This window comes from Stappia sp. ES.058 (genome assembly GCF_900105595.1).
In the GTDB taxonomy this organism is placed as follows: domain Bacteria; phylum Pseudomonadota; class Alphaproteobacteria; order Rhizobiales; family Stappiaceae; genus Stappia.
This window is the reverse complement of sequence record NZ_LT629784.1, coordinates 2475034-2499924: the sequence shown is the minus strand read 5'-3', so window position 1 is coordinate 2499924 and position 24891 is coordinate 2475034. Positions and strand designations below refer to the sequence as shown.

At 64.4% G+C, this 24891-nt stretch carries 26 protein-coding genes, 1 tRNA gene and 1 pseudogene; 11 read left to right on the top strand and 17 right to left on the bottom strand.

Annotated features, from left to right (window positions below; translation table 11 throughout):
• The first annotated feature begins 249 nt into the window (after positions 1–249).
• Both ppdK and meaB read left to right on the top strand, forming a co-directional pair.
• Positions 250–2940 (top strand): pyruvate, phosphate dikinase, encoded by a 2691-nt coding sequence (gene ppdK, locus BLU32_RS11645; RefSeq protein WP_093807133.1) that lies wholly within the window; start codon positions 250–252, stop codon positions 2938–2940.
• On the top strand, positions 2937–3893 hold the full coding sequence (meaB, locus tag BLU32_RS11640) for a methylmalonyl Co-A mutase-associated GTPase MeaB (protein WP_093807131.1): 957 nt from the start codon (positions 2937–2939) through the stop codon (positions 3891–3893). The genes ppdK and meaB overlap by 4 nt, the downstream gene beginning before the upstream one ends.
• Before the next feature lie 367 nt (positions 3894–4260).
• On the opposite strand, the gene BLU32_RS11630 is transcribed toward meaB, so the two are convergent.
• The 9 genes and pseudogenes from BLU32_RS11630 to map all read right to left on the bottom strand — a co-directional run bounded on the left by BLU32_RS11630 (position 4261) and on the right by map (position 11465).
• A complete protein-coding gene (locus tag BLU32_RS11630) occupies positions 4261–4662 on the bottom strand; it encodes a glycosyltransferase family 32 protein (protein WP_157727636.1) in 402 nt (133 codons plus the stop codon).
• 132 nt (positions 4663–4794) lie between these two features.
• Positions 4795–7056, bottom strand: a complete 2262-nt coding sequence (locus BLU32_RS11625; protein ID WP_093807125.1) for an EAL domain-containing protein — start codon at positions 7054–7056, stop codon at positions 4795–4797.
• A 74-nt stretch (positions 7057–7130) separates the two neighbouring features.
• Positions 7131–7370, bottom strand: a complete 240-nt coding sequence (locus BLU32_RS22555; protein WP_093810930.1) for a DUF2256 domain-containing protein — start codon at positions 7368–7370, stop codon at positions 7131–7133.
• Positions 7371–7421: 51 nt separating this feature from the next.
• Positions 7422–7814 carry a thiol-disulfide oxidoreductase DCC family protein gene (locus tag BLU32_RS11615; RefSeq protein ID WP_157727635.1) on the bottom strand — a complete coding sequence of 131 codons (393 nt, stop codon included), beginning with the start codon at positions 7812–7814 and terminating at the stop codon, positions 7422–7424.
• Positions 7811–8374 carry a glutathione peroxidase gene (locus tag BLU32_RS11610; protein ID WP_197673595.1) on the bottom strand — a complete coding sequence of 188 codons (564 nt, stop codon included), beginning with the start codon at positions 8372–8374 and terminating at the stop codon, positions 7811–7813. The genes BLU32_RS11615 and BLU32_RS11610 overlap by 4 nt, the downstream gene beginning before the upstream one ends.
• Before the next feature lie 111 nt (positions 8375–8485).
• Positions 8486–8650 (bottom strand): annotated as a pseudogene (locus BLU32_RS11605) (JAB domain-containing protein); the annotation flags it as partial.
• A gap of 216 nt (positions 8651–8866) precedes the next feature.
• Positions 8867–9541 carry a hypothetical protein gene (locus BLU32_RS21810; RefSeq protein ID WP_157727634.1) on the bottom strand — a complete coding sequence of 225 codons (675 nt, stop codon included), beginning with the start codon at positions 9539–9541 and terminating at the stop codon, positions 8867–8869.
• A 355-nt stretch (positions 9542–9896) separates the two neighbouring features.
• Positions 9897–10610: a DNA repair protein RadC gene (gene radC, locus BLU32_RS11600; protein WP_093807121.1), complete on the bottom strand. Its 714-nt coding sequence runs from the start codon at positions 10608–10610 to the stop codon at positions 9897–9899.
• 21 nt (positions 10611–10631) lie between these two features.
• Positions 10632–11465 (bottom strand): type I methionyl aminopeptidase, encoded by an 834-nt coding sequence (gene map / locus BLU32_RS11595; protein ID WP_093807119.1) that lies wholly within the window; start codon positions 11463–11465, stop codon positions 10632–10634.
• 268 nt (positions 11466–11733) lie between these two features.
• On the opposite strand from map, the gene BLU32_RS11590 reads away from it, so the two are divergent.
• From BLU32_RS11590 to sfsA, 3 genes are all read left to right on the top strand, one after another.
• A tRNA-Leu gene (locus tag BLU32_RS11590) sits at positions 11734–11818 on the top strand.
• Between the two features lie 107 nt (positions 11819–11925).
• Positions 11926–13371 carry a TrkH family potassium uptake protein gene (locus BLU32_RS11585; RefSeq protein WP_244501687.1) on the top strand — a complete coding sequence of 482 codons (1446 nt, stop codon included), beginning with the start codon at positions 11926–11928 and terminating at the stop codon, positions 13369–13371.
• A gap of 27 nt (positions 13372–13398) precedes the next feature.
• Positions 13399–14103 carry a DNA/RNA nuclease SfsA gene (sfsA, locus tag BLU32_RS11580; RefSeq protein WP_093807117.1) on the top strand — a complete coding sequence of 235 codons (705 nt, stop codon included), beginning with the start codon at positions 13399–13401 and terminating at the stop codon, positions 14101–14103.
• A 16-nt stretch (positions 14104–14119) separates the two neighbouring features.
• Here sfsA and BLU32_RS11575 read toward each other — a convergent pair whose 3' ends face one another.
• The 6 genes from BLU32_RS11575 to BLU32_RS11550 form a co-directional block, all read right to left on the bottom strand.
• Entirely contained in the window at positions 14120–14830 is a 711-nt protein-coding gene (locus BLU32_RS11575) for a L,D-transpeptidase (RefSeq protein WP_093807115.1), read from the bottom strand.
• 85 nt (positions 14831–14915) lie between these two features.
• The gene (locus tag BLU32_RS11570) at positions 14916–15242 is read right to left on the bottom strand and encodes a hypothetical protein (protein WP_157727633.1); all 327 of its coding nucleotides are present in this window, start codon (positions 15240–15242) and stop codon (positions 14916–14918) included.
• 140 nt (positions 15243–15382) lie between these two features.
• The gene (gpt, locus tag BLU32_RS11565; protein WP_093807111.1) at positions 15383–15892 is read right to left on the bottom strand and encodes a xanthine phosphoribosyltransferase; all 510 of its coding nucleotides are present in this window, start codon (positions 15890–15892) and stop codon (positions 15383–15385) included.
• A 30-nt stretch (positions 15893–15922) separates the two neighbouring features.
• Positions 15923–16669, bottom strand: a complete 747-nt coding sequence (locus BLU32_RS11560) for a molybdopterin-binding protein (protein WP_093810922.1) — start codon at positions 16667–16669, stop codon at positions 15923–15925.
• 43 nt (positions 16670–16712) lie between these two features.
• The gene (locus BLU32_RS11555) at positions 16713–17909 is read right to left on the bottom strand and encodes an FAD-dependent monooxygenase (RefSeq protein WP_093807109.1); all 1197 of its coding nucleotides are present in this window, start codon (positions 17907–17909) and stop codon (positions 16713–16715) included.
• Between the two features lie 74 nt (positions 17910–17983).
• A complete protein-coding gene (locus BLU32_RS11550; protein WP_093810920.1) occupies positions 17984–18235 on the bottom strand; it encodes a zinc-finger domain-containing protein in 252 nt (83 codons plus the stop codon).
• A 235-nt stretch (positions 18236–18470) separates the two neighbouring features.
• Between BLU32_RS11550 and BLU32_RS11545 the strand changes: the two genes are divergently transcribed.
• Both BLU32_RS11545 and BLU32_RS11540 read left to right on the top strand, forming a co-directional pair.
• Positions 18471–19238 carry an alpha/beta fold hydrolase gene (locus BLU32_RS11545; protein ID WP_093810918.1) on the top strand — a complete coding sequence of 256 codons (768 nt, stop codon included), beginning with the start codon at positions 18471–18473 and terminating at the stop codon, positions 19236–19238.
• Positions 19235–20107 carry an alpha/beta fold hydrolase gene (locus tag BLU32_RS11540; RefSeq protein WP_093807107.1) on the top strand — a complete coding sequence of 291 codons (873 nt, stop codon included), beginning with the start codon at positions 19235–19237 and terminating at the stop codon, positions 20105–20107. Before BLU32_RS11545 ends, BLU32_RS11540 begins: the two co-directional genes overlap by 4 nt.
• Before the next feature lie 431 nt (positions 20108–20538).
• On the opposite strand, the gene BLU32_RS11535 is transcribed toward BLU32_RS11540, so the two are convergent.
• The gene (locus BLU32_RS11535) at positions 20539–21366 is read right to left on the bottom strand and encodes an enoyl-CoA hydratase (protein WP_244501686.1); all 828 of its coding nucleotides are present in this window, start codon (positions 21364–21366) and stop codon (positions 20539–20541) included.
• Between the two features lie 231 nt (positions 21367–21597).
• Here BLU32_RS11535 and cysE point away from each other — a divergent pair, with 231 nt between their 5' ends.
• Both cysE and BLU32_RS11525 read left to right on the top strand, forming a co-directional pair.
• Entirely contained in the window at positions 21598–22446 is an 849-nt protein-coding gene (gene cysE / locus BLU32_RS11530) for a serine O-acetyltransferase (RefSeq protein WP_093807105.1), read from the top strand.
• A gap of 259 nt (positions 22447–22705) precedes the next feature.
• On the top strand, positions 22706–22924 hold the full coding sequence (locus tag BLU32_RS11525; RefSeq protein WP_093810914.1) for a DUF3126 family protein: 219 nt from the start codon (positions 22706–22708) through the stop codon (positions 22922–22924).
• Between the two features lie 110 nt (positions 22925–23034).
• Here the strand turns inward: BLU32_RS11525 and BLU32_RS11520 are convergent, their stop codons facing one another.
• Positions 23035–23742, bottom strand: a complete 708-nt coding sequence (locus BLU32_RS11520) for a hypothetical protein (RefSeq protein ID WP_093807103.1) — start codon at positions 23740–23742, stop codon at positions 23035–23037.
• A gap of 227 nt (positions 23743–23969) precedes the next feature.
• On the opposite strand from BLU32_RS11520, the gene BLU32_RS11515 reads away from it, so the two are divergent.
• Both BLU32_RS11515 and BLU32_RS11510 read left to right on the top strand, forming a co-directional pair.
• Positions 23970–24287, top strand: a complete 318-nt coding sequence (locus BLU32_RS11515) for a hypothetical protein (protein ID WP_093807101.1) — start codon at positions 23970–23972, stop codon at positions 24285–24287.
• 49 nt (positions 24288–24336) lie between these two features.
• Positions 24337–24870 carry a gamma carbonic anhydrase family protein gene (locus BLU32_RS11510; RefSeq protein ID WP_093807099.1) on the top strand — a complete coding sequence of 178 codons (534 nt, stop codon included), beginning with the start codon at positions 24337–24339 and terminating at the stop codon, positions 24868–24870.
• Positions 24871–24891: the final 21 nt, after the last annotated feature.

The window sequence follows — 24891 nt, the reverse complement described above, 5'->3', positions numbered from 1 at the left end:
AACCTAACCGAGGATGGCTTTATTGTGTCCGTGTCGCAAGCGGCACGCGCAGTGCAGCGGTCTGCAGCATCGGACTGTCGCTGGATATGGTGCGTTGACGCCGGACGGCAACGAGATGCTGCCGGCGGACTTGTCAAAAACCCTTTGTTTCGTGCACTGCATCATTTAAGTGGGGGCGTCCGGTAGGGACGGGCGCCGCGTCCGACTGACGGTTCGCAGGCGTACCGGCAATAGAGGGAACTGCGCGCGATGACGACCAAATGGGTCTATGGTTTCGGCGACGGCAAGGCCGAAGGGGCCGCCGGAATGAAGAACCTTTTGGGAGGCAAGGGGGCGAATCTCGCGGAGATGAGCAATCTCGGCCTGCCGGTTCCGCCCGGTTTCACGATCACGACCGAAGTTTGCACCCATTTCGAGGCGCAGGGTCACAATTACCCCGACGGCGCGCGCGACCAGGTCGACACAGCGCTTGAGGAGATCGGCCGGATCACCGGCAAGCGTTTTGGCGACAGCCGCAACCCGCTGCTTGTCTCGGTGCGGTCGGGCGCGCGCGTTTCGATGCCGGGGATGATGGACACGGTTCTCAATCTCGGGCTGAATGACGCGACCGTTCCGGCCCTTGCCGAGGCGTCCGGCGACCCGCGCTTCGCCTATGACAGCTACCGCCGCTTCATCCAGATGTATTCCGACGTGGTGATGGGTCTGGACCACCATGCCTTCGAGGAAATCCTTGAGGAGTTCAAGACGTCCAAGGCCTATGATCTCGACACCGACCTGACGGCGGACGACTGGCAGATCGTCATCGCGAGCTTCAAGGCGCTGGTCGAGGACGAGCTCGAAAAGCCCTTCCCGCAGGACGCGCATGAACAGCTCTGGGGGGCGATCAGCGCCGTGTTCCAGTCTTGGGAAAGCGCGCGCGCCATTACCTATCGGCGCCTGCACGATATCCCGAACACCTGGGGCACGGCGGTCAATGTGCAGGCCATGGTGTTCGGCAACATGGGCACGACTTCCGCCACGGGCGTGGCCTTCACCCGCAATCCGTCGACCGGTGAAAAGGCGTTGTACGGCGAATACCTGATCAACGCGCAGGGCGAGGACGTCGTGGCCGGCATTCGCACGCCGCAGGATCTGACGGAAGCCGCACGCATCGCCGCCGCCTCCGAATCCATGTCGCTGGAACGTGCCATGCCGGACGCCTTCGCGGAGTTCACCGATATCTGCGACCGGCTCGAGGGCCACTACCGCGACATGCAGGATCTGGAGTTCACCATCGAACGCGGTCGTCTCTGGATGTTGCAGACCCGCGCGGGCAAGCGCACCGCCAAGGCCGCGCTCAAGATCGCCGTCGACATGGCCGACGAAGGGCTGATCACCACCGAGGAAGCCGTGATGCGCGTCGATCCGGCGGCACTCGACCAACTGCTGCATCCGATGATCGATCCGGCAGCCGAGCGCGACATCGTCGCGACCGGGCTTCCCGCCTCTCCGGGTGCGGCCTCCGGCGACATCGTCTTCTCCTCCGACGAGGCGGAGGAAGCCAAGGGCGCAGGGCGTCCCGTCATCCTGGTCAGGGTGGAAACCAGCCCGGAAGACATTCACGGCATGCATGCCGCCGAAGGCATCCTGACCACGCGCGGCGGCATGACCAGCCATGCGGCGGTCGTGGCGCGCGGCATGGGCAAGCCTTGCGTCTCGGGCGCCGGATCGCTCAGGATCGACTACCGCTCCGGGACGCTGACGGTTGCCGGCCGCAAGCTCGCCAAGGGCGACCGGATCACCATCGACGGCACCAGCGGACAGGTTCTCGTCGGCGACGTCGCCATGCTGCAGCCGGAAATGTCGGGCGAGTTCGCCCGGCTGATGGAATGGGCGGACGCGCATCGCCGCATGGAGGTTCGCACCAATGCCGAGACCCCGGCGGACGCCCGCGCGGCGCGCGGTTTCGGGGCGCAGGGCATCGGCCTGTGCCGCACAGAGCACATGTTCTTCGACGGCGAGCGCATTCTCGCGGTCCGCGAGATGATCCTGGCGGAAACCGAGGCCGGGCGACGCAAGGCGCTCGACAAGCTCCTGCCGATGCAGCGCGGCGACTTCACCGAGCTGTTCGAGATCATGCAGGGCCTTCCGGTCACGATCCGTCTGCTCGACCCGCCGCTGCACGAGTTTCTTCCTCACAGCGCGGAAGAGATCGCCGAGGTGGCCGAGGTCATGGGCGTCTCCGTCGAGCGGTTGCGCGAGCGCGCGCTTGATCTTGACGAGTTCAACCCGATGCTCGGGCATCGCGGCTGCCGGCTGCTGGTGACCTACCCGGAAATCGCGGAAATGCAGGCGCGCGCCATCTTCGAGGGCGCGGTTGCCGCCGGCAAGAAAACCGGTTCGCCGGTCACGCCGGAAATCATGGTGCCGCTCGTCGGCATGCGCGCGGAGCTTGATCTGGTGCGCGCGCGCATCGATGCCATGGCGCAGGCCGTCGCCAGCGAGACGGGCGTCACCGTCGACTATCAGGTCGGCACGATGATCGAGCTGCCGCGCGCAGCACTCAGGGCCGGCGAAATCGCCGAGGCGGCGGAGTTCTTCTCCTTCGGCACGAACGACTTGACGCAGACGACCTTCGGCATCTCGCGCGACGACGCGGCCTCCTTCCTCGGCACCTATCAACGGCTCGGGCTGATCGAGCGCGATCCCTTCGTGACGCTGGATCAGGACGGCGTCGGCGAACTGGTCAGCATAGGTGCGGAGCGCGGCCGCGCCGTGCGGCCCGGCATCAAGCTCGGGATCTGCGGCGAGCACGGCGGCGATCCCGCCTCGATCACCTTCTGTGAGCAGCTCGGTCTCGATTACGTGTCCTGTTCGCCGTTCCGCGTGCCCATCGCCCGCCTTGCAGCCGCGCAGGCGGCGCTCAAGGCTTCGTCGAAGGAGGACGGCCGGGCGGCATGACCCGTGTGCCGGAAAGCCTTTCGCAGTTGCGCCAGGGCGGGAAAGCCGCGCTGTCGCGCGCGATTTCGGCGGTCGAGACGCAGGCCGACAGCGACGCCCTGACCCGGTTCCTGGACCTTGCCACGCGCGAGGGAAGGGCGCAGGTGCTGGGCCTGACCGGCCCGCCGGGGGTCGGCAAGTCGACGCTCACCAACGCGTTGATCCGTGCCTACAGGACCCGGGGCGAGACGGTTGGCGTGATCGCCGTCGATCCGTCGTCCCAGGTGACCGGCGGCGCGCTTCTCGGCGATCGCACCCGGCTGAGCACGGACCCGGGTGATCCCGGCATTTTTGTGCGCTCGATGGCCGCGCGCGACCGGCTTGGCGGACTGTCCGATCATGCGATTGCCGCCGTGGTCTTGATGCGCGCGGTGATGGACCGGGTGATCGTGGAATCGGTTGGTATCGGCCAGTCGGAATCCGACGTTGTCCATGCGGTCGACACGCTGGTTTTGTGCATCCAGCCCGGCTCCGGCGACAGCCTGCAGTTCATGAAGGCCGGGGTAATGGAGCTGCCCGATCTCGTTGCGGTCACCAAGGCGGACATGGGCGCGCTCGCGCGGCGTGCGCAGGCCGATGTCGCCGGCGCGCTGTCGCTGGCCCGCCCGGTCGACAGCGACCGCGTTCCCGAGGTTCTGACAGTCTCTGCGACCAGCGGCGAGGGGCTCGACGGTCTCGTTCGCGCCTGTGATGCCTTCGGCTTGCAGGCGCAAGGCAGCGGTCGACTGGCGGCGCGGCGCACCATGCAGGAACGGCATTGGGTGGACGATGCCATCCGCCGCCGGTTTGGCAGCGTCGGCCACGGCGCCTGCGATATCCCGGCCGCACTGGCCGAGGCCGGCGGCCCGTTTTCCGCGATTGCCGCGCTCGATCGGGTGCTGCGCGAAAGGCTCAGGCTTATCGAAACCCGCTGAATTTTTGCGAAAGCGCCCGTACGCAGCCATATGCTCGTCGGCGACCCCCAGTCCGCGCAGCAGGGACTGCAAGCTGTCCCTGTAGCCGCTGCTGTCGGGAACGTCGCGTCCGTGCTCGCCCGTGTCGAAGATCGAATAGACCAGCCCGAGCGCGGCGGCTTTCACCACGCGATGCGGGTGGTGTGTGCGGATCTCCTCGATCGCGCGCGTATAGGCTATGGCGCCTGTGGCAACGATGGTGGGGATGAAGCCGACCCCGCAGCGCACCGGGTGATAGGTCTCTAGATTATGCCACACGCAGTCGATCACGGCCTTGAGAAAGGGATGACGCGGCGCGCAGACGATGTGCCACTGTTGGAATTCCCGCTCAATGCCGTGGTCGGGCCAGTGCCCCCAGCCGCGATAGAGCGGATCCTGGCGCATCATCCCATGTCGACAGCAGGAAGGCGTCGTCCTCCTTGAGGATCTCCCGCAAGGGGCCGCGGACAGTCGATTTGATGTCGAGATAAACGCCGCCGCATTCGTAAAGCCGCACGTAGCGAAAGATGTCCGCCTTCGCCGCGCCGTAGTCGTCGTGGATGCGGTCGAAGAGCGCGAGGCGCACCCTGCCGCAGGTTCTCAGGATGACGTCCCGCACGTCGTTGTCGTCGTAGAGACGGTGCTCCCAGTCGGGATTGAACGCCTTCAGCGTAGCGATGTTCCGTTGAAGGGCCGGGGTGAGGGCGGTGCGGCAACGGATGGTCTGGTGAACGACGTTTGGGACAGGCACGGCGCGCAATCCGATGATGAAAATCAATGGCGTCAGACGTTACGGATTGCTCGGATCGCTGGCAACTGCCCCGGCTCGAATCAGGTCCGGTTGCGGCCCGCGGACGGCGCGCTGCGACGATGCGCTCGTAATCTAGGCGGACAGGGAGATTGCCGCTGCCGGTTCCCGGTCGGCGGCAAGGCGCGCCTCGGTTGCGGGGACGTTGTCCGGCGCGACCGGACGGGACAGGTAGAACCCCTGCAGACGGTCGCAATTCGTGCGTTGCAGGATCGAGGCTTGCTGGCGCGTCTCGATACCCTCGGCCACGACCTTCATGCCGAGCGCATCTCCAAGATCGATGATCGTGGACAGGATCGAGTGGGCATGCGGCGCGACGTCAAGGTCGGCAATGAAGCTGCGGTCGATCTTGAGCGTGTCGAACGGGAAGCGGCGCAGGTAGCTGAGACTCGAGTATCCGATGCCAAAATCGTCCAGCGCCACCCGGACGCCCATCTCCTGCACCTGCTTGAGCGTGGACAGGATGTTGCAGTCGTTGTCCGCGAAGACCGTTTCCGTGACTTCTATTTCCAGCCGGGACGGTTCGAAGTTGCAGGCCTCGAGCGTTTCGCGCAGATCGTCGATGAAGCGTGGATGCCGGAACTGGCTCGGCGACACATTGACTGCGAGCCCCAGATGCGGCCACGCGGCGGCGTCCTCGCAGGCCTTGCGCAACACATAAAGGCCAAGTTCGTTGATCAGTCCGATTTCTTCGGCGATCGGAACAAAAATGCTCGGGCTCACCGGCCCCATTTCCGGATCGGTCCAGCGCAGCAGGGCCTCGACCGACAGCACGGTCGCGCCGTCGATGGTGGTCTGCGGCTGATAGACGACGTGGAGCAGATCCTTACCGATCGCATCGCGCAGGGCGTGCGCGAGGTTCTCGCGTGTGCGGACATGTTCTTCCATGCTGATGTCGAAGAACGCCCAGCGACCCCGACCCCCGCGTTTCGCTGAGTAAAGGGCGATATCCGCCTTGCGCAGAAGTTCGCCCATCGACAGGCTGTCTTCCGGGGCTATCGCGGCGCCGACACTGAGGCTGACGTGCAGGTGGGTTCCGCTGACGTACATCGGGATGGCGAAGCGGTCCTGGATCCGGCGAAGCATGTGCTCGATCGATGCGCGCGACGCGTAGCCGGGGAGAAGCAGCGCGAATTCGTCGCCGCTGATGCGGGCGAGTGTGGCGTCGTCGGGAACGAGCACCCGCAGGCGCCGGGCGGCCTCGCGGATCACTTCATCGCCCGCCGCGTGGCCAAGGGTATCGTTGATATCCTTGAAGTGATCGAGATCGATGTAAATGACCCCGATCAGGCCCTTTCGGGCATCCCAGTTCGCCAGTTCCCGGCGGAAGCGGTCGGCAAAGAAGTCCCTGTTGGAGAGCCCGGTCAGGCTGTCGTGCAGGGCGGCATGCTGGGCCCGCGCTTCGCTCTCGGCAAGGCGGCGGGTGTTGTGACGCGTGTAAAACAGCACAACGCCGGTCAGGCCGGCGATCAAAGCGGCGAGGAGGAACAGCACCGGGCTGACGCCGGACAGGATCCTTGAGCCCGGCTTGTTCGCCGTCCATGCGAGAGAGCCGATCGGTGCGCCGAGCGGCGAGGTCAGATCGAAGGTCGCAGCGGCCTCGGCCTTGGCAGAGGCCGGCCTTGTACGCAGGTCGCTGACGCCGGAGCGGGCCGCGAGAGCGGACAGTCTCGTATCCTCCAGTTTCTTCACGCTGACCAGAACGGCGGGCGGCCTTCGGTTTGCCACGAACTGCTTGAGTTCGGGCGAGATGGCGGTCACGGACACAAAGGCGAGATCGCCCTCATGGAGCGCGAAGCCGGTTTCGTGGATCGAGCGCGTGAATCCGTTGAGCGGTCGTTCGATCACGAAAAGGCCGGAGGGAAGCGGCTTGAACTTGTTGATGAATTTCGCGCGCGTCCGGGCAATCAACGGCCAGATGCCGGAAATCAGCGCTTGGCTTTCGCGAGGGGAAATCTGCTGGCCTTTCACGGCGTTGTAGATCGCTTCCCCCGTTTCGCCGACGATGACTGTCTGGTCGTGGCCATGGTTGGCGTAGAGCCAGTGACCCAGATTGGCATCGAGCCACTGGGTGTTGACGCTCGACGGGCGCGTATAATAATCGGCGAGATCCCAGACTGCGGCGCCTTCCTGCTCTTTCGCCAGGAGTGCAAGCTGGAGATCGGTGCTGCCGCGCAACAGTCGGCGCTCGCTGTCCATCGCCGCATGGTCGGCCGATTGGGATGTATAGGCAATCAGGGCAACGGAAAACGCGATTGCAAGCAACACCAGTCCCACCACGGGGAACAGGATCGCATTTGCAAGTCTCGCGCCGTTGTCCGTCCTGTTTATTGCCATCTATGCCTCTTCTGGAGCGGACAACGTTTGCACAGTCAATTTAATAAATCGCATCGAAGTTTGGTTAAGGCGCGTCAACGATTGTGTCTGATCCCGGGTGATTCGCAAGCCAACGAGTCGTTGGATCGTTTCGCGCCGGGCGATGGCCCGGGCCGGTCGGTGCGGCGCGGCCGGGCGCCTTCGTCGCCCGACTTGCGGCACCGTTCGGAACAGAACTTCACCTGCGACCAGACGGCTTTCCATTTGCGTCGCCATACAAACGGGCGTCCGCATGCCGCGCATTTCTTGCTGGGAAGGTCGCACTTCCTGCGCATCTTCATGGGCGGAGCCGATCTTGTGCGCGCTGCGCCGTCTGACGGATGGTGTTACGCGGCGTGGCGGCTTTGCTCTTTGGCCGCGCGGGCCCGTCGGTTGCGCTGTTGCCAGGCGAGGAACCCGCGATAGCCGACTTCGGCGAGTTGCCTGATGCCTGGAACCGAAAACACCCAGGCGAAATGCCGGAATCCGGGGAGGGCGCGCCAGATCCGGGCGAAGGCGCCAACGCCGATGTGCCAGCTTCCGTCGCGGTCCTGGACGTGAAACCGGCCGAGGAGGTCGTCCCGCGATTTGCCGTCGGGAAGCTCGTCGTCGCTCAGGCGGGTGATGTCGCGCCAGTCGATTGCCCCCGACCTGTCGATGCGGGAGTAGAAGCGGATCTCGGCGCGACAGACCGGGCAGTCGCCATCGTGAAAGACGGTGATCGCGGGGGCGTTCGTCACCAAGCCCCGCTTCCAGCAAGGCTTCGCACAATCGCGTCGCGCAGCTTCGACGAATCGGGCGAGGTCATTGGCGTGTACCAGTCGATCAGATTCCCGTCGGGGCCGATCAGATATTTGTGGAAGTTCCAGCGCGGCTTGCCGAGCGGTCCGGCCTGTTCGCTCGCCCACTTGTAGAAGGGCGTCGCATTGGCGCCGACCACGGTGGTCTTGTTGGTCAGGGGAAAATCGACCCGGTAGGCCGACTGGGTGAAGTCCTCGATGTCGGCTTCCGTTCCCGGTTCCTGACTTCCGAAATCGTTCGAGGGCACGCCGATCACGACAAGGCCCTTGTCGCGGTGCTCCTCGTAAAGCGCCTGCAAGGGGGCATATTGCTGGGTGAAACTGCAGCGCGAGGCCGTGTTCACCACCAGCACCGTCTTGCCCTTGTAGGCGGAAAGCGGCAAGGGCGTGCCGTCGATCGCGGTGAGGGAGAAATCGTGGGCGGTGCGCGTGTCCTGCGCGGCCGCCGCCGGTGCGAGTGCTGCGGTCAGCACCATCGCCAGTCCAACGCGTGACAGCATGACAGTCTCCTTGATTGTTTCAGGGAGATTACGCAGTGCGGCGGACAGCGGATCGACTGCATTCCCGGACGAAATGCCACAGGCGTCGTGTTGGCGCGCAAGGGCGTTTCGTCAGGCGATCAGCTGAAGTCCGCGGAAGCTGACGTGGCCGTCGCGACCGACGATGATGTGATCGTGCAGCGCGATACCGAGCGGCTTGGCGATCCCGGCGATCTGGTTTGTCATCTGGATGTCGGCGCGCGAGGGCGTCGGATCGCCGGAGGGGTGATTGTGAACCTATCTAGCAGTGTCAACGCTTGGACAATGACAGCCACGAAATGGCAAAGGATTCCGTGGAAAAAGGAGGAAAGAAATATCGCCGGCGATTGGTGCGCAGCTCAAAAGCTGGACCCATTGAACAGAGGGGGGCGGGCGGCGGTTGCGGAAGGGCAAACTGGCGGAGCCACGTTCGATACTGAAGAAGCGGTTTTTATGGGCCCTGCAAGATCCAAGTTATTCTGGTTGTAAAAGTTCTGCCGCGAGCCTGACTTGTTCCATTACGCCACCGCCGACACGCATGTCGAGCATAGACATCAGATGGGAAAGGTCGGCATAGCCAATCTGCTCAGTACCTTTTCGTGAGCGGAGAACGCCCTGCTTGGTCAGTTCGACGCCCCAGTTTTCGGAAAATCCGCTACTGGAATTGCTTGATCTGGAAATAGGAGTCACGCGCACGTATTCAAAACCATGCGCTGCCGCATAACGGCGGTTCATAATGTGATGAATGACCAGACCGTCGATGTACTCGTCCGGAAATGCCAACCTGTAGGCTCTTCGATAGCTGTTGTAGCCGGGCCTGACCCACAATTGGTACTCTGTATTGAGCACAGATGCTTTGACATGTCTCCAGACACTTAGGTTGGATCTATCCGGTCCACATTCGCATCGAACAATCAACGCGTTTCCACGGCTGGTTCCGGCTAGTTCGGTGGTGTCTTTTCCCACATACGTATACAAAGCTTCGCGGTTTGCTGCCGCGATTGGTATCAGCAAATTTGCGGGCATTGCATACTTTCGCAATGCTCGTTCCATGCCTGCTGGATCGGGCATTATTGTCCGACCGTGTGGTGACTTCGGCGCATGAGATTCTTGATACTCTGCTTCCAGACTATCTTCTTGATGTGACATTTCTTTTCTCAATAAAACAACCGAATATTTGTTATTTATCGTTCAATTGTAACGCTTTTAGTGAGTCGTGTCGCTAAAAATTGATGCGGAAAGCTCAAAATGAAGATAAGATGTTCAAATATTTTGCTGTCGATAAAAATAGTATTTCAAAATCAGCTTTTTGTAATTCTAATTTCAGGTATTACTATTTTGATGGGCGTTCTCCAGGCTGGAATGCCATCGAACGAATCTTGAGATCGATAACGCGCTTTTGCCGGGTTGCGGCCGATACGAAGAGCTGGCGCGAAACTACCTTTGTTTACAAGCTTCGTTTATGCGAACAAGCGGTGTATGTGAGCGTCGACACACTCTTGCGTCAGGCGATCAGCTGAAGTCCGCGGAAGCTGACGTGGCCGTCGCGACCGACGATGATGTGATCGTGCAGCGCGATACCGAGCGGCTTGGCGATTTCGGCGATCTGGTTTGTCATCTGGATGTCGGCGCGCGAGGGCGTCGGATCGCCGGAGGGGTGATTGTGAACGAGAACGATGGCGCTGGCGGAGAGCTCCAGCGCCCGTTTCATGACCTCGCGCGGATAGACCGGTGTGTGGTCGATGGTTCCGCGCTGCTGCACCTCGTCGGCGATCAGGGCATTCTTCTTGTCCAGAAAGAGGATCCGGAACTCCTCCCGGTCCGAGTAGGCCATGGCGGTGCGGACATAGTCCAGAACCGCCGACCAGGAGGAGAGGATCTGCTTGCCCTGCACCTGACCGCGCAGGAACCGTTGCGCGACCGCATGGGCGAGCTTCATTTCGACCACGACCCGGTCGCCGACCCCGCGCACCTCCTTGAGCCGCGCCGGCGGAGCCGCAAGAACTTCCGCAAAGGAACCGAAGCGCGCGATCAGGGCCTTTGCGATGGGTTTGGTGTCGGCCCGCTTGATCGGAGAAAACAGAAGGAGTTCCAGAAGCTCATAGTCCTGAAGCGCCTCGTGTCCGCCGTCGCGAAAGCGCTGGCGAAGGCGGTCGCGATGCCCGTGGAAATGCGGGGTGGAGCCGGCGTCGGAAAATCCGTTGCTGTCCTGGCTCATCTGCGCGCCCCTTTCGCGCTGTCAGGAGGGGATGTGCGCGGCGGGATTGTCGAGCCCGGCCGGCGACAGCGTGAAGATCTCGTGTCCGTCCTCTGTAATGCCGATTGAATGCTCGAACTGTGCCGACAGCGACCGGTCCCGGGTCACGGCGGTCCAGCCATCCGACAGCACCTTCACATGAGGCCGGCCCAGATTGACCATCGGTTCGATGGTGAAGATCATGCCGGGCTTCAGCTCGATGCCTTCGCCGGGGCGACCGTAGTGCAGGATGTTGGGCGTGTCGTGAAACAGGCGTCCGACGCCGTGACCGCAGAAATCCCGCACCACCGAACAGCGCTCGGCCTCGACATAGGACTGGATCGCCGCGCCGATGTCGCCTGTGGTGTTGCCCGGACGGGCGGCCTCGATGCCGCGCAACAGCGACTGATAGGTCACCTCGATCAGGCGCTCGGCCGCGCGCTTGGGACGCCCGACCGTGTACATGCGGCTGGAATCGCCGTGCCAGCCATCGAGAATGAAGGTGACGTCGATGTTGACGATGTCGCCGTCCTTCAGGGGCTTTTCGTTCGGAATGCCGTGGCACACGACGTGATTGATCGAGGTGCAGCTCGACTTTGTGTAGCCGCGATAGTTCAGCGTTGCCGGAACCGCATTGTGCTCCTCGCCGAAGGCGAAAACGAAGTCGTCGATCTCCTGGGTCGTCGTACCCGGCCTGATCCTGTCGGCGAGGCCATCCAGGCAGCGGGCCGTGAGCTGACCCGCCCGGTGCATGGCCTTGAAATCCTCGGGGCCGTACAGGCGGATCTGCCCGGTGTTCTTCAGTGGAGCCGTGTCGGCATCAATGTATGTGACCATCGGGTTTCCGTGTGCATGAGGGATCGCCCGTCGCGCCATGGATCGCAGTCCGACGCGCGGGGGCGCGCGCCGCGTCCACAGGGCCGCACCGGGCATCCGTGCGTGTCCTGAACTGAATTATAGCCATAAAACGCGCGGTCCACGGGTGCAATGCGCTTTCCACGGTGCAACGGGGATTCCGCCGCCTGAGCCGGTCGCGTTCGCGTGGAAGCAGGCTCTGGTCGATGCCTCTTGCGCGCCCGCGCGCGGGCAGGTACCCAGAACATGCGCGGACGTGGTGGAACTGGTAGACACAAGGGACTTAAAATCCCTCGGCCCCGGCCATGCGGGTTCGAGTCCCGCCGTCCGCACCAGTTGCAAGGTCCGTCAAAGCCGGCCAAGAGGGTGCATGGCAATGGCGGCGCGACAGTTTCGGCGAGATGCGCCAGATGGATCGTAGACGACGAAAGACGCCCGACACGTGATCTCGCTTCGCCCCGTTCTCAACGTTCTCGGCTTCCTCTATGTGGGGCTCGCCACCGCCATGCTGATCCCGGCGATGGTGGATGTGGCCGCGCGCAATGCCGACTGGCAGGCCTTCGTCATGTCGGCGCTGGTCACCGGGCTGATCGGGCTGCTGCTGTCCGTCGCCGTCGGCGGGTCGCTCAGCGAGGGGCTGAACATGCGTCAGACCTTCGTGCTGACGACGCTGTCCTGGATGACGCTGCCGGCTTTCGGGGCGTTGCCCTTCCTGTGGCTCGGCATCGGCTACGCCGACGCGGTGTTCGAGGCCGTCTCCGGTTTCACCACGACGGGGTCCACCGTGCTGTCCGGTCTCGACGGCCTGCCGCCGGGGCTGCTGGTGTGGCGTTCGCTGATGCAGTGGATGGGCGGCGTCGGCATCATCGTCATGGCCATCGTCTTGCTGCCGTTCCTCAAGATCGGCGGGATGCAGCTCTTTCAGACCGAAAGTTCCGACCGCAGCGAAAAGATCGTGGCGCGCTCCATCGAACTCGTGCGTCTGATCGGCTTTTCCTACCTGTTCCTGACCCTGCTGTGCGCGCTGGCCTACTGGGTTACGGGCATGAGCGTGTTCGATGCGGTCAACCACGCCTTTACCACCATCGCGACAGGTGGCTATTCCACGCACGACCTGTCCTTCGGCTATTTCACGAATCCGGCAACCGCCTGGGTCGCCATCGTGTTCATGCTGATCGGCTCGCTGCCCTTCGTGCTCCTGATCCAGGCGCTGCGCGGCGAACCGCTCGCCCTGTGGCGCGACCCGCAGGTGCGCGCCTTCTTCGGGTTCGTGGTGCTCGTGGCGCTGGCGGTCACGGTCTATCTCGGCCTGCAGCACCGGGTTCCCTTCGGCGACGCGCTGCGTATGTCCGCCTTCAACATGATTTCCGTGGTGACCGGCACCGGCTACGCCTTCGGCGACTATACGACCTGGGGCGCGCCGGTCATCGTGCTGGTGCTCCTGCTGAAGTTCGTCGGCGGCTGCACGGGATCGACCACGGGCGGTATCAAGATCTTCCGCTTTCTGGTCTTTTTCGGCACCGTGCGCGCGCATCTGCGCCGGATGGTCAGGCCCAACCGGGTGCTGCCGGAATCCTACGGCAAGGCGCGGCTGACGACGGAGCTCTCCTTCTCGGTGCTGGCGTTTCTTGTGGTCTACATGGGGACGGTCGGCGTCCTGACTCTCGCGCTGGCCGGGTTCGACCTCGATCTGGTCACCGCCTTGTCGGCTGCCGCCACAGCGGTGGGAAACGTCGGTCCGGGGCTTGGACCGATCATCGGGCCGACCGGAAATTTCGCGCCACTTCCCGATGGCGCCAAATGGATCCTGTCCTTCGCCATGCTGATGGGGCGCCTGGAGCTCTTCACCGTCCTCGTTCTGCTCGACCCGGATTTCTGGTCGCGTTGACCCTCTTGCCCTTCGGGAGCCTGTGTCTTGCGTTTTCCAACAGCCCTGGTGTCCGGCCGGCTCGTGCGCCGCTACAAGCGGTTTCTCGCCGATGTCGTGCTCGACGAGACTGGCGAGGAGGTCACCGCCCATTGCGCCAATCCGGGCTCGATGCTGGGACTGAAGCAGGAGGGAGCGCGCGTCTATCTCTCCCTTTCGGACAATCCGAAGCGCAAGCTGCGCTATTCCTGGGAGATCGTCGAGGCGGACGGTGCGCTGGTCGGGATCAACACGGCGCATCCAAACGCACTGGTGGAAGAGGCGCTGCGCGCGGGGCTGATCCCGGAGCTTGCGGATTTCGGGACCCTGCGCCGCGAGGTGAAATACGGGCGCAATTCACGCATCGACATCCTGCTTGAAAGCGAGGCCGCCGCGCCCGTCTATGTCGAGGTCAAGAACGTGCATCTCATGCGCAGGGCCGGCCTTGCGGAATTTCCGGATTCGGTGACCGCGCGCGGCGCCAAGCATCTGGTGGAGATGTCGGACATGGTGGCCTCCGGCGCGCGGGCCGCGATGGTCTATCTTGTGCAGCGCCCCGATTGCCGCGCGATGTCGCTGGCGCGCGACATCGATCCGGCCTATGCGGCCGCCTTTGACGCGGCGCGGTCGGCGGGCGTGGAGGCCTATGCGCTCGGTTGTCGCGTCGACACGGCGGAAATCGCCGCCGAGCGCCTTGTCGCCCTCGACCCTTGATGAGGTGCGGGCACGATCAGGCGACGCCGGGGCCTTGTTTCACGATGATCGGCGTGTCGTTGGGAACCCGGGACGCAAGATCGATCACGTCCTGATTGAGCAGGCGAACGCAGCCCGACGACACCGCCTTTCCGATCGACCATTCCTCCAGCGTGCCGTGCACCCGGTAGAGCGTGTCGCGCCCGCCCTCGAAGATGTAGAGCGCGCGTGCTCCCAGCGGGTTTTCAAGGCCCGGCTCCATGCCGTTGCGGTATTTCTCCAGATCCGGCTCGCGCGCGATCATCTCCGCCGGCGGCGTCCAGGTCGGCCAGGCGCGCTTGTAGGCGATCCGCGCGCGCCCGCCCCACGAAAAGCCCGCCCGGCCGATGCCGACGCCGTAGCGCAGCGCCTGTCCATTTTCCATGACGAGATAGAGAAACCGGTTCGGCGTGTCGACGATCAGCGTTCCGGCGCGTTCGCGCGTCGGGTAGTTCACGACCTGACGAAAGTACACGGGATCGATCTTGCGCAGATCGACGGCGGGGACCGGGAATTTTTCCTGAGGCATCGCCGCATACATCGCCCGGTAGTAGGGGTCGATCACGGTCCGGCTTCCAACGGCGGGCGCGGCGGGTACCGGACGCCGGGCCGTTCCGCTCGTGCAACCGGCCAAAGCCAGTCCGGCGGCCCCGGTGATCAGGGCGCGGCGCGTGAGGACGGTTGAAGAAGGGGCAGCGGTGTTTGTCATTGTGTGTCGCATGTCATGAGAAAAGCATTGCGGCCGGCGGTTCGTGCGGCGGCGGGACGATCTGCGGTACCGGTGTCGGGCGCGTTCAGCGCGGAGGCGGCGTCAGCCGCCCGGCCGCAACCGGGGTCGGTGTTTGCCAGACGACCTGCAGATGCCGGCCGCGGACGCGCGCGGGACCGGGGAGAGGCGGTGCGAAGGGCACGATGTAGCCGGCGCAGGCGCCCGCCCGCGGGCAGGTCGTCGATGTGACCGCGCCGTCTGCGTCGTCGGCAGCGTCGGACGTTGCAGCGGCAAGGGCCTCGCTCGACAGGGCACCCACGCTCCCGGCAGGCCGGTCAGGCGCGGCTGACGTCGTTGCGCGCGCCGCCGCCGCGTCGATGTGAACCGACGCCAGCAGCAGGAGTGCGAACACGACCGCGCGCCGCACAGTGGAACGGAAAATACCCATACGCCGTTATAGCGTTGGAAATTGCGCCGAAATATGGGCGTTCACTCACTTTTTTGCGAGCGGGCAGCTGCCTTGCGTTCCGGGCAGGGGAGGCGCCTGCGCGCTCAGCCCTGGCTGCCCTTGGCGATTGGCGGCTGAAACTGCCAGCCCATGTCCCAGGGAAAATAGATCCAGGTGTCCTGGGAGACCTCGGTGACGAAGGTGTCGACCAGCGGACGGCCCATCGGCTTGGCATAGACAGTGGCGAAATGCGCATCCGGCAGCATGTCGCGCACGACCCGCGCCGTCTTGCCGGTGTCGACCAGATCGTCGATCACGAGCACGCTGGCGCCCTGGCCGCCCTTCAGGTTGACGACGCTCTCGCCGACGGTCTTGATGATCTGCAGGTCGCCCTGTTCCTCGTAGTCGTGATAGGAGGCGATGCACACGGTCTCGATCATGCGGATGCCAAGCTCGCGCGCAACGATGGCGGCCGGCACGAGGCCGCCGCGGGTGATGCAGACGATGGCCTCCCAGGTGCCCTGGCCCGACAGACGCCATGCAAGCGCGCGGCTGTCGCGGTGGAACTGGTCCCAGGAGACGGGAAAGGCTTTCGGCTGTTGCGGGTTTTCCATCAGGGTCGGGTCCTGTTCGCAGGGATTGTGTCAGGTGGAAACATGGGCGGCCACCGCGGCGCGGATCGCCTCCGCGGCCGCCTCCATGGCAGCGATGTCGCGTGAGCGCACAACGATCTGGGTCGAGAAACGGCCATCGTTCGAGCGCGGATAGGAGCCGATCATCACGCCGTCATGGCCATCCTGGATCGCTCCGAGCGCGCCCGCGATCCGGCTTTCCGGCACATCGGCGTCAATCGCGGTCGAATGCATCTTCAGGCCGGTCTTCAGCGTCGGACCTATCGAATCGAGCATGGCCTGCATCACTGCCGGCACGCCGGCCATGACATGCACATTCTCGATGCGAAAGCCCGGTGCCTTTGAAACGGCGTTCTCGATCAACTCCGCGCCCTGCGGGATCCGCGCCATGCGCAACCGGGCGTCGGTGAGCTGTCCCTTAGGATAGAATGCGGTGAGGATCTCCACCGCGCGCGGATCGTGATCGACGGAGACGCCAAAAGCCTTTCCGATGGCATCCGCGGTGATGTCGTCGTGTGTCGGGCCGATGCCGCCGGAGGTAAAGACATAGGTGTAGCGTTCGCGCAGGGCATTGACCGCCTCGACGATCCGCTCCTCGATGTCGGGCACGATGCGCACTTCGGAAAGGTCCACGCCGATGGCGGTCAGGAACTCGGCCAGATAGCCGATGTTCTTGTCCTTGGTCCGGCCGGAGAGGATCTCGTCACCGATCACCACGAACCCGGCCGTCACGATTTCACCGGTCGTCTGCGTTGTCATTCCGTCGCCTCTCGGGTTGCGCGCGTGGTCGCCTTGTCCGGCCTTACCGGCCTTCGGGCGGGCGCCATCCATACAGCCAATCGAGGCGTGCGAGAAGCCGTTCGCCGCCAAGTCCCTTCATGACGGTGTCGCGCGCGAGCGCCAAAGGTCCGGCCATGTGATAGACGCGGTCGTTGCTCCTCGCGAGGCGCAGCACGCTCTCGGCCCGGTCCTGCCTTGTGGCCTGATAGCGGGCGAGCGCATTCGGCAGATGGTCGGTCGTGTCGATGGCGCGCGCGAGCGCGTCGGCATCCTCGATCGACATGCCCGCTCCTTGCGCGGCGAAGGGAAGCATGGCGTGCGCCGCATCGCCCAGAAGCGCGAAGCGCCCGTTCACCCAGCTCGTTCCGGGGTCCATGCCGCACAGCGCCCATTTGAGATAGCGGTTGGGCAGGGCGAGCAGGTCGCGGCATTCGGCCGGCCAGGACGCAAAGCGCGCGAGCAGCGCGGCGGTGTCGGCCGGTGTGGACCAGCTTTCCTCCTGCCAGTCCTCGGCGACGAGCGCGACGATGTTGAACTCCCGGCCCGCGGAAACAGGGTAATGCACGACATGGGCGCGAGGGCCGAGCCAAAGACCGGTCGCCTCGCGCCAGGCCGCCGGCACCGCCTCGATCGGAATGACCGCCCTGTAGGCCGTGCGTCCGCTGAAGACGGCCTGGCGCAGATCCATGACGCGGCGGCGGACGTTCGACCACACGCCGTCGGCGCCGATCAGCGCCCCGCCGCTCAGATGATCGATGCCGGCGTCGGTCTCGACTTCGACCTGTACGGCATCCGCGCTCTGGCGGGCGTCGCGCACGCGCGTGCACAGCCGCAGGTCGATCCCGGCGGAGGCTCTGGCTGCGTTCAGAAGGACCTGCTGAAGATCGCCCCGGTGGATAACGAGATAGGGTGCGCCATAGCGGGTCTCGGCGGTCTGTCCGAGGGGGATTTCGGCAATCGGCTTTCCGGTTCGCGCCGACATTACGCGGATCGCCTCGGGGGCGACTGCTTGCCGGCGAACCGCTTCCTCCAGCCCGAGACCGCGCAGCACATGTATGGCGTTTGGCGACAATTGCAGCCCGGAGCCGATGGGATCAAGCGCGGGGGCTGCTTCCAGCACCGTGACCGGCCGGGCGCGGCGTGACAGGGCGATCGCCGCTGTCAGTCCGCCGATCCCTGCGCCGGCGATGAAAAGAGTGTCCTGCGGGGTGGAGGCCATCTGCGCTGTGTCTTCAAAGGCCCCCGCCGGTTGCATGACGCGTCGGCTGAGGGCTCATCACGAAGGACGGCGGTTTAAGCCGAGGCGGGAACGGGCGTCCAGACGCTGTCGGCGGGATCGGCCTCGCCCGGTCCAAGCGCCGAATTGTAGCGGTACAGCGTCGAGCAATAGGGACAGACGATTTCGCTGTCACCGCCCATGTCGAGATAGACATGCGGGTGATCGAAGGGCGGCCTGGCGCCGATGCACTGGAATTCCTTCGCGCCGATCTCGATGCGTTCGAGACCGGTGTCGTTTTGAAAGTGGGGGACGACACCATCCGCCATCGTGACCATCCGTCGTTTCTGTTGGTTGCCGAGTTCGCGGACCATACGCAGGAAGAGCGCGCTTGAACAGGGGGCGTGGGCCGGAAATACGCGACCCGGGCGCGATGCCGCCTCCGGTTCGCGGCGTGCCCGGATCCCGCGCAGGCCGCACCGCTCCCGGTGGGGTTTTCATCCCCGTTCAAGGTCTCTATCTTAGCGGTTCCTGTTTTTACGTTTACGTCAAGGTAATATGATCATGCCGCATTTTGAGTCCGCCGGTCTTCGGCTTGCCTATCTGGACGAGGGCCGCGGGGAACCCGTCCTGCTGATTCACGGGTTTGCGTCGAACAAACAGGTGAACTGGGCCTACCCCGGCTGGGTCGAGATGCTGGTCGAGGCCGGGCGCCGGGTGATCGCCATCGACAACCGCGGGCATGGCGAGAGCGACGGCACGCACGATCCGGACGACTACGGCGCGCCGGCCATGGCGGAAGACGCAAGGCGGCTTCTGGAGCATCTGGACCTGACCGGCGTGGACGTGATGGGCTATTCGATGGGCGCGCGCATCACCGCCTTTCTCACCCTGAATCACCCCGACCGGGTGCGCAGCGCCATTTTCGGCGGGCTCGGTTACGGCATGATCACGGGGATCGGCAATCCCGAGCCGATCGCCAGCGCGCTCGAGGCGGAAAAGCTCTCCGACGTGAAGGACCGCACCGGACGGGCCTTCCGGGCGTTTGCCGAGCAGACCGGATCCGATCGCAAGGCGCTTGCTGCCTGTATGCGCTCCTCGCGCCAGAGGATCTCGCAGGACGAGGTTGCGCGGATCTCGCAGCCGGTGCTGGTTGCGGTGGGAACGAGGGACGAGATCGCCGGGTCCGCCGCCGATCTTGCCAAACTGATGCCGCGCGCCGAGGTGCTCGACATCCCGAACCGGGATCACATGGTCGCCGTCGGCGACAAGGTCTACAAGGAGGGTGTTCTCGCCTTTCTGGAATCGGTGTCGCGGGAGGGCAGGGCATGAGCGGTCGGCAGATCGAACTCGCCGGCGCGGACGGGAACCGGCTCATCGCGGATGTGTTCGGCGAGAGGGGGCGGCCGGCGCTTCTTCTGCATGGCGGCGGCCAGACCCGCCACGCCTGGGACGCCACCGGGGCCCGGCTCGCGAAAGCCGGGATGCTGGCCTGGAGCCTCGACCAGCGGGGTCACGGCGACAGCGACTGGGTCGAGGATGGCGGATACCGGTTCGAGGATTTCGGGCGCGACGTGGTCGCGGTCGCCGACCGGCTCGCCGAACAGACCGGCAGCCGTCCGATCGCGATCGGCGCATCGCTCGGCGGGATTGCGTCCCTGCTTGCCGAAGGGGCGTTGAAGCCGGGAACGCTCTCCGCGCTTGTGCTTGTCGACATCACGCCGAGGATGGATCCGTCCGGCGTCAACAAGATCATCTCCTTCATGTCGGAGCGCATGCACGACGGGTTTGCAAGCGTCGAGGAGGCCGCGGATGCCATTGCAAGCTATCTGCCGCACCGCTCGCGGCCGAAGTCGCTCGAGGGTCTTTCCAAGAACCTGCGGCAGCACGCCGACGGCCGCTACCGCTGGCACTGGGACCCGCGCTTCATCGAACAGCGGCATGGGCGTGACGCCGAGGAGCCCGGGCCCATCGAGGCGAAGCTGGTATCGGCGGCGAAAGCGCTCGATATCCCCGTCCTGCTGGTGCGCGGCGCGCGGTCGGAACTCGTCACCGATGCGCATGTCGATGAGTTCCTGACGCTGGTGCCCCACGCCCAATACGCCGACGTCAAGGGCGCCGGACATATGGTCGCCGGCGACCGCAACGACGCCTTCGCCGGAGCCGTTGTGTCCTTCCTCGACCGTCTGAAGGCGGCCTGAGGGCAGCTCTTTCCGACGCGATATCCCCGTTATCCCCCGCCGCATGCGGCTGTGGAAGACCCCGCCCGGCAATTTGCGCGGTCGTGGCGCTGCCGGAAGGTGTGTTTTCGATTTTATTTAGATAAATCAGATGTTTATATGGTTAATTGAGTGTTAAGTGGAAGCTTGAAGAGCATCATTCATCGCTTCAAGAAGATGGTTCATCTTCTTGTTTTTCCACAGTAAGCGGTCTTATGAGGTCTTGTGCCGGGAGGTTTCGCTTCTTCCATTGCATGAAGCGCCTCAAACGGAGAATCAAACCTGAGCGCGGGGGCCAAGGAATCAGTCCTGTGCGGCCGCGTCAACCCGGGTGGTCGGGCGCCCGGTCGGTCCCGGGCGCATTCATGAGGCTGCGCGGAATCGGTTAACAAAGTGAGTCTGGCGCGGGCGGGTCATTTTCCGGTGAAGGCCGGCGTGCGCTTTTCCAGAAAGGCGCTCCGGCCTTCGGCGAAATCCGCGCTGTCGAAACAGGCGTCGGCCAGAGCCTGGCAGGCCTCGAGTTCCTCGGGCGACATCTTTCCGGCAACGGCGTCGACCCCGGCCTTGGCGGCGGCAAGCGTCAGCGGCGCGCCGTTTGAAATCGTGGTGGCGAGTTCGCGGGTGGCCGCCTCGAGGTCGTCGTCCCCCACGGCCAGGTCGATCAGACCGGCGGCCTGCGCCTGCCCGCAATCCAGGCGTCTGGCGGTGTAGAACATCAGCTTTGCGCGAGAAGGTCCGACCAGGCGCACGATGTCGGCAATGGCGGAGGGCGGATAGCCGACGCCCAGCCGCGCGGCCGGGATGCCGAATTGCGCCGTTTCGTCGGCGATGCGCAGATCGCAGGCCGCGGCAAGACCGAGGCCGCCGCCAAGACAGAAGCCGCGGATCATGGCGACGCTCGGCAGGGCGCAGTCGCGAAGAGCGTCGAAGGCAGCGGCATTCGCTGCCTCGTAGGCGCGCGCGGACGCTGCGTCCTTGCGCAGGGTGGCGAACTCGGAAATATCCGCGCCGGCGACAAAGGTCGCGTCTCCGGCGCCGCGCAGGATCACGCAGCGCAGTCCCGGGGTCGCGGCAAGCGAGGTGAGCGCCCCGGGGAGCGCGCGCCACATCCCCAGCGTGACGGCGTTGCGACGTGCGGGATTGTGGATCACAAGCCAACCCGTCGCCCCGTCGACATGTGTCTCGATGCGGGGGCGATCCGTTGACATGTCGGGCCCGGCCACGGTGCTGTCGTGTGTCATGTTCTTTTCAACGCTCCCTCGGTTCCCGCGCGTTTTGGCAGGGCCTTGCCGGATTGTCCAATGGGCGGCTGAATGAAGTGCCCTGATTTCCTGCCACAAATGCCGAGGAGACGGCTTGGCTATGGTCTTCGCCCGGCCAATGGCTATATGGTTTCAGCAACCGACGAATGCTCGACTGCTCAGAAGCCGGCCCGCACACCGGGCGGAGCTGCACCAGCACAGGAGGCTGAGATGCCGCAATCCCAGCAAGTTTCCGAAGCGGCCGGTCTGCCGCGTCACGACCCCGTGTGGGAGAGACTGCGCGAGGAAGCCGAGGCGATGGCCCGCTGCGAACCGGCACTTGCCTCCTTCGCCTATGAAACGGTGCTCAACCATGAGCGGCTCGAGGAGGCCGTGGTACACCGTCTCGCGGACCGGCTCGGCCACGTCGTGGTGTCGCCCTCGCTGATCCGCCAGACCTATCTGGAGGCGCTTTCCGACAGCCGGGAGCTCGGCGACACGTTTCGCGTCGACCTCGTTGCGGTCTACGACCGGGACCCGGCCTGCACGCGGTTTCTCGAGCCGCTGCTCTACTTCAAGGGCTTTCATGCGCTTCAGACGCATCGGTTGGCGAACTGGCTGTGGCGGCGCGGGCGCAAGGATTTCGCGCTCTATCTGCAAAGCCGCAATTCCGAGATCTTCCAGGTCGACATCCACCCGGCAGTGCCCGTGGGCAATGGCGTCTTTATGGATCACGCGACCGGCATCGTTATCGGGGCGACGGCGCAGATCGAGGACAATGTCTCAATCTTGCAGAATGTCACCCTTGGCGGCACCGGCAAGGAGGAAGGCGACCGCCATCCCAAGATCCGCCATGGCGTACTGATCGGGGCCGGCGCCAAGGTTCTCGGCAACATCGAGATCGGCCATTGCTCCAAGGTTGCGTCGGGGTCTGTGGTCCTGAGCGACGTTCCGGCCAATTCCACGGTCGCGGGCGTTCCGGCACGCGTTGTCGGCAAGGCGGGGTGCAGCGAACCGTCGCGCACGATGGACCAGTTGATCGCGCCCGACCCAGGGGCGGGAACGACCGCCGAGCGGTGACCGGTGACGGTACGCCCGCGATCCGCGCCTTCAGCATTGCACCTGCAGTCCCCGAAGTCGGGGAGGGATTGGGGAAAGGCGGGGTTAGCCCTTGGTTCGCGGGCGCGAATGTGTAGGCTTGCGCGCTTCAGACCGGGTCGAACCGCCGTGAAATGCCGACGCGTCAGGTCTTGACGTATGCTGGCGCAGGGCGCATCGCGACCCGACGACACACCCTGGACCGCCGCGCGTGGCGGCGGTCAGCCCAAAGGAGCTCTCCGTGAAGCCTGACGAAATCCGCAAGCTCGAGGCCTATCTGCAGAAGAAATTCGAACTTCCGAAGCTTGCCGTCCGGGCGAGGCCCAACAAGGACGATTCCGCGGAAGTTTATATCGGCGACGAGTTCATCGGCGTCCTCTACCGCGATGACGACGACGACGATCTGAGCTGGAGCTTCCAGATGTCCATTCTCGAGTTCGATATCGAGGAAGACGGCTGAAGGTCCGGCCGACGGGACGCTGGCGCGGGTGAGGTGCGCAAGACGCCCTTGGCCTGCGCCCGTCCTGCGCTGTCGCCATTGCGCATGCGTCGAGTGACGGTGCGGTCGAGTTACGGTGCAAAGGAGGCGACCAGCGTCGCGATAGCGCCGTCCATGCTGCGCCAGTCGCGAAGGTGCACCTGGCGGAACCGGTAGGTCGCCAGCAGGCCGGCACCGGTGCGGATCGTTCGTTCGCAGTTGGCCGCAAGCGCCTGGTCGCGCGGTGTGAAGCAGCGCGCGGCAAAGAGGGTCTCGCCATCGTTTCTGTGGGCCACGAAATCCGTGCCCGCCAGCCCGTCTCCGGCAAGGGGAAGAAGGGCCAGTCCCTCCGGCCCGGGAAACGCGTCTCCGGCCGCAAGGGACATCCACACCCGTTCAAAGCGTTCGTTGGTATCCAGCCCGCCTGTATCGGCGCGCAGGGACAGCGAGAGGACCGGCGACCGGTCGCCCGGATCCGCGAAGGCTCTTGCCGTTTCTTGCGAGTATCCCTCAAGCGAGGGCCACAGCACGGCAAGATGCAGCGTGTCGATTTCGCCGCCTCCGGCGCGCTCATTGGAGTGCCGCATCATGTTGGCCGGGATGCTCCGGGCGATGTCGCCAATGGTCACCGGCACGCGCTCCGGACTTTGCGTCCAGCTGCTCGGCTGGCTCGTATAGGTCATCCACTTCCCGACCGTATTCGCGACGAGCGCCGTGCCCACGAGGACGAGCGCCACCACCATCGGCGTGAAATGCCGCGCCCGCATCCCCGTTCCGTTCGGCAAGGTCATGGGCATCATGCGCGAACTCCGCGAGCCGGTCCCGCCCCGGCTGCGATCGGGGCCGCGGTGTCCCGTCGGGGGACGTGTGTCCCGTCCTGACGCGGATCGTGCCGCCGAGTGTTCGCCATCTTATGGTTACCGGTCTGTTAATGCGCCAATCGAAACGGCACGCGAATTGCTGGAACGAAAGCGAAGTTTCTGTTTAAGGTTCGGTGAGATTTGGTTAACGGGAGGTTAACGGGCGCATGAGTGAGTTGGCACTTGCTGCCTATATTGGCTGCGCGGGGTTTGTGATGGCCGGGATTCTCGGCAGTTTCTATCAGCTCCTGACGGGGGAGCCCCTGAAATTCGCGATTTCCGTCGAGACTTGGGTGAAGGGGGTTTTCTCCTGCCTTTTGTGTGTTTTCGCAGGTCCGTTCATCATCATGCGCAATGCGATTCGCGGGCGCCGGCTCGACCAGCGCCCCATCGGCTGGCTCGTGGCGTCCTCGACGATCGCGGGCATGTGGTCGCTGTGCTCGGGCGTGTTCGTGCTGCAGATCGCCTTTACGATCCTGTTGTAGGCCCTTGCGGCCGCCAAACGGTTCACCATTTCCCGATCGGGAGATCGACATGGCCATTTATCAGCTCGACGACCGGATTCCGGACCTGCCGGGAGCCGGTGACTTCTGGATCGCCCCCGACGCGTCCGTCATCGGCAGCGTGGTGTTGAAGCGCCACGCCAGCGTCTGGTTCGGCGCCGTCTTGCGGGGCGACAACGAGACGATCACGCTTGGCGAAGGCACCAATGTCCAGGACGGATGCGTGCTTCATACGGACATGGACTGTCCGCTCGAGATCGGGCGCAATTGCACCATCGGTCACAAGGCCATTCTTCACGGGTGCACAATCGGGGAAAACACCCTCGTCGGCATGGGCGCGACCGTCCTGAACAGGGCGCGCATCGGGCGAAACTGCATCATCGGCGCGAATGCGCTGATCGGGGAAGGCAAGGAAATCCCGGACAATTCGCTGGTCGTGGGAATGCCTGGCCGCGTGGTGCGGCAACTGGATCAGGCGGCTGCGGACGGGATCACCGCGTCGGCGGACGGATACGTGCGCAACTGGCAGCGATTTCTCGCCGGGCTGAGCCGGTTGAGCGAATAAAAAAATGGCCGGTCCCGAAGG

What these genes read in the sequence shown, in the direction of transcription:
- ppdK (WP_093807133.1), top strand. Translation starts at nt 250, where the DNA reads ATGACGACCAAATGGGTCTATGGTTTCGGCGACGGCAAGGCCGAAGGG.
- meaB (WP_093807131.1), top strand. Translation starts at nt 2,937, where the DNA reads ATGACCCGTGTGCCGGAAAGCCTTTCGCAGTTGCGCCAGGGCGGGAAA.
- BLU32_RS11625 (WP_093807125.1), bottom strand. Translation starts at nt 7,056, where the DNA reads ATGGCAATAAACAGGACGGACAACGGCGCGAGACTTGCAAATGCGATC.
- BLU32_RS22555 (WP_093810930.1), bottom strand. Translation starts at nt 7,370, where the DNA reads ATGCGCAGGAAGTGCGACCTTCCCAGCAAGAAATGCGCGGCATGCGGA.
- BLU32_RS11610 (WP_197673595.1), bottom strand. Translation starts at nt 8,374, where the DNA reads ATGCTGTCACGCGTTGGACTGGCGATGGTGCTGACCGCAGCACTCGCA.
- BLU32_RS21810 (WP_157727634.1), bottom strand. Translation starts at nt 9,541, where the DNA reads ATGTCACATCAAGAAGATAGTCTGGAAGCAGAGTATCAAGAATCTCAT.
- radC (WP_093807121.1), bottom strand. Translation starts at nt 10,610, where the DNA reads ATGAGCCAGGACAGCAACGGATTTTCCGACGCCGGCTCCACCCCGCAT.
- map (WP_093807119.1), bottom strand. Translation starts at nt 11,465, where the DNA reads ATGGTCACATACATTGATGCCGACACGGCTCCACTGAAGAACACCGGG.
- BLU32_RS11575 (WP_093807115.1), bottom strand. Translation starts at nt 14,830, where the DNA reads ATGACAAACACCGCTGCCCCTTCTTCAACCGTCCTCACGCGCCGCGCC.
- gpt (WP_093807111.1), bottom strand. Translation starts at nt 15,892, where the DNA reads ATGGAAAACCCGCAACAGCCGAAAGCCTTTCCCGTCTCCTGGGACCAG.
- BLU32_RS11560 (WP_093810922.1), bottom strand. Translation starts at nt 16,669, where the DNA reads ATGACAACGCAGACGACCGGTGAAATCGTGACGGCCGGGTTCGTGGTG.
- BLU32_RS11555 (WP_093807109.1), bottom strand. Translation starts at nt 17,909, where the DNA reads ATGGCCTCCACCCCGCAGGACACTCTTTTCATCGCCGGCGCAGGGATC.
- BLU32_RS11550 (WP_093810920.1), bottom strand. Translation starts at nt 18,235, where the DNA reads ATGGCGGATGGTGTCGTCCCCCACTTTCAAAACGACACCGGTCTCGAA.
- BLU32_RS11545 (WP_093810918.1), top strand. Translation starts at nt 18,471, where the DNA reads ATGCCGCATTTTGAGTCCGCCGGTCTTCGGCTTGCCTATCTGGACGAG.
- BLU32_RS11540 (WP_093807107.1), top strand. Translation starts at nt 19,235, where the DNA reads ATGAGCGGTCGGCAGATCGAACTCGCCGGCGCGGACGGGAACCGGCTC.
- BLU32_RS11535 (WP_244501686.1), bottom strand. Translation starts at nt 21,366, where the DNA reads ATGACACACGACAGCACCGTGGCCGGGCCCGACATGTCAACGGATCGC.
- cysE (WP_093807105.1), top strand. Translation starts at nt 21,598, where the DNA reads ATGCCGCAATCCCAGCAAGTTTCCGAAGCGGCCGGTCTGCCGCGTCAC.
- BLU32_RS11520 (WP_093807103.1), bottom strand. Translation starts at nt 23,742, where the DNA reads ATGATGCCCATGACCTTGCCGAACGGAACGGGGATGCGGGCGCGGCAT.
- BLU32_RS11515 (WP_093807101.1), top strand. Translation starts at nt 23,970, where the DNA reads ATGAGTGAGTTGGCACTTGCTGCCTATATTGGCTGCGCGGGGTTTGTG.
- BLU32_RS11510 (WP_093807099.1), top strand. Translation starts at nt 24,337, where the DNA reads ATGGCCATTTATCAGCTCGACGACCGGATTCCGGACCTGCCGGGAGCC.